At 59.8% G+C, this 2,753-nt stretch carries 4 protein-coding genes; all 4 read left to right on the top strand.

Annotated elements, in window-relative coordinates; all coding sequences use genetic code 11:
• Positions 1 to 996, top strand: a 996-nt coding sequence (locus B5F88_RS18950) for a hypothetical protein (RefSeq protein ID WP_204246272.1), incomplete at its 5' end; no start/stop codon positions are given.
• Between the two features lie 42 nt (positions 997 to 1,038).
• Complete coding sequence (locus tag B5F88_RS18945; protein ID WP_087936985.1) at positions 1,039 to 1,263, top strand: hypothetical protein; 225 nt, start codon at positions 1,039 to 1,041, stop codon at positions 1,261 to 1,263.
• Between the two features lie 60 nt (positions 1,264 to 1,323).
• Positions 1,324 to 2,160: a hypothetical protein gene (locus B5F88_RS18940; protein WP_087936984.1), complete on the top strand. Its 837-nt coding sequence runs from the start codon at positions 1,324 to 1,326 to the stop codon at positions 2,158 to 2,160.
• A gap of 28 nt (positions 2,161 to 2,188) precedes the next feature.
• On the top strand, positions 2,189 to 2,611 hold the full coding sequence (locus B5F88_RS18935) for a hypothetical protein (protein WP_087936983.1): 423 nt from the start codon (positions 2,189 to 2,191) through the stop codon (positions 2,609 to 2,611).
• The last annotated feature ends 142 nt before the right edge of the window (positions 2,612 to 2,753 follow it).

Here is a 2,753-nt window from a genome sequence, read left to right as displayed (position 1 = left end):
ACGGTGGAGCACATGGCGGACACCGCCGTCTACACGCCCCCGGAGGAGCAGGACCAGGACCTGGTGTTTGACGCGGACTATTTTGCCGGCACCGCCTGGACCGCCAGCACGCAGACGGCCACCTGCAAAAACGTCATCTTTGCAATCGACCCGGCCTGGTCCGTCTCCGACGGCTATGACGGGGTGTACATGGACGAGGTCAGGGGCGTGGTCTACCATCTCAACGGCGTCTCCCCCCTGAGCCCCTACACGCCAGAGGAGTTTTACAACGAGCTGCTGGAGTTTTACCAGGAGGAGAACAGCCCGGTACTGGGCGGTCCTCTGGAAGAGAGCACCGGAGCGGACGGCGCCCGGCGGTACATGGCCAACCTGCAAATGGTGCAGGACGACACCTACTACATGTACTTCACCCTGGTGGTCTGCCCGGAGCAGGATGTGGCCATCACCTTTGGCGCCCAGACCCTGGCCACCCCGGCCGCCCTGTACGAGGAGGAGATCATCCGGACGGTGGAGCACATGGCGGACACCGCCGTCTACACGCCCCCGGAGGAGCAGGACCAGGACCTGGTGTTTGACGCGGACTATTTTGCCGGCACCGCCTGGACCGCCAGCAACGACAACTCCCAGTGGGTATTTGACGCCGACGGCAGCTTCCACTGGTATCAGTCCAGACAGGTGACCGACGACAACTACTATGCCGGCACCTATCAGTTCTATGTGGGCCAGGAGGCCTGGGACTATCTGCTGGCGTATTTTTCCGACATGGGCCTTACGGAGGAGGACCTGCTGGGCGTGATCAACGACAGGCCGGAGTACAGCCTGGAGCGGTTTGTCTGCCTGGTGGCCACCAATGAGTCCTTCCTGCTGGACGGGGAGGAGCAGCTTTCCGCCCCCACCCAAACCCATTACTTTGGCTTCTTGCTGGAAAACGGCTCCTATCTGAACATCGCCAACATGACCACGGGCTCCTCCTACGCCTTTACCAAGGACCCGTAGGCCCCTGCCGCAGATACACACCGGGTTTGTGGAGGTTGGGACATGGCACTGGTATTCTTTCTGGCGCTTTTTGGGGCCCTTGGCTTTCTGGGCTCGGCCATCGCCTGTCTGGCGTTGACCTGGCAGTATCAAAAAAGCCACCCGGAGGCCAGGCTTTCCATCGTACTGCGGTGGGTGGGCTGCGGGGTGATGCTGCTGCTGGGGGTGGAATGCGCGCGGTTTGCGGCGGCGGTATACCACGCCCTGGTCACCATTTTCCCCCACTGAACGCACACATCAAAAGCCGCCCGCGTTCCGCGGGCAGAAGAAGGGAGAAACGCATAGATTATGGCATTTAAAATTGGCTCTTTGCTCTTTATTCTGATATTTGGCTCGTTTCTGCTGGCGCGGATCTACGCCGTAGGCCCCCTGGTCTGGCTCAAGCGGGCGGCGCTGCGGGGCCGGGCCCTGGAGGGCGCCGACCGCCGGGAGCTGGTGGCCCGGGTCCAACAGCTGCTGCCCCAGGCCAACGACGGCAACGTGATCTTTTCCCTGCACCGGGAGAACTCCTCCAGCGGCGGCAGCAAGGTGACGGTGATCAGCACCACCTATTATTACAATGTGTTTGTAGTGGACGGGGATTTCCTCTGGGTGCTCCCCATGGCCTATGACAAGCGGCAGCGGAGCTACCAGCTGGGTACGCCCGTCCGTTTCTCCGCCAGCGACGTGCGGCAGGTCCGCCTGACCGGCACGCACGGGAAAACGCTGACCTTCCACTTCCTGCTGGAGCTGGACGGCCGCAAGCTGGAGCTGGCCATGGCGCTGACGCCCTATTGCTTCCGCCTGAGCAAATATTATCCCTTTACCCTTCTGCAGGAGGAGGCCTGCAAAAAGGCCCGGCAGACGGCTGAGCGGATGGCCTTTATCGCCTGCAATCTGTCGGCAAGCGAACTGGAAAAGGGGCGGCTGAAGGACGAGTGCGGTAATTATGCCCTCTATGCTGTCTGCGCCAGCGTGTTCGGCCTTATGTGTACGCCCACCGAGAGCCTGATCCCCGTGCTGGCCTGCTTTGCCATCTCCCTCATTCTGTTCGGGGTGATGCTGTCCAAAAAACAGGTGCCAAAAGTCAGCGCCGTCCTGGTGATCCTGGCGGCGGTGGGGTCCTATCTGATGATGCGCCCGTAGGAATCAACAAAGAAGGAGAGGAATTGTTATGCCGTATATGCTTTATGGAATGGTAATCGCTGTGGTATTCGTCCTGCTGGTTGCTGCCATTGCCGTTCCCCTCTGCAAAAAATTCCGGTGGGGTCTGGACGCCGAGTCCCAGATCACCCTGCGTCCGGAGGAGACGCTGATCGCCTCCATGGTGGTCAGCTGGAAGCACAAGGCCTTTTACCTGAACAAGCGGGATATCCCCTACGGTATCCTTGACATCACCAACCAGCGGCTGGTATTTACCCACACCAGCGGCATCAATGTGAGCTTTGCCCTGGAAAAGGCCGACATCGCCAGCGTGAGCAGCGCCGGGCTGTTTATGTGCGTCCAGGCCACGGACGGCACCCGCTATCTGCTGGGTACCTCATGGAAAAAGGAGTTCAAGGGCTATCTGACGCAGATGGGCGTGCCCGTACAGTAGGGATAAACAAAAACGAGGCAGCGGTAAAACCGCTTGCACTTGTCAAGCAAAAGTAGACACAGAAAAAGTGAATTTATCGAAAGCCCTGTTCGGTTCTGTACTGAACGGGGCTTTTGTATCCCAAAGCGGCAGCAGGACGAGA

This window comes from Flavonifractor sp. An306, from assembly GCF_002159455.1.
In the GTDB taxonomy this organism is placed as follows: Bacteria; Bacillota; Clostridia; order Oscillospirales; family Oscillospiraceae; genus Flavonifractor.
This window is presented reverse-complemented; position numbering and strand designations above follow the sequence as displayed.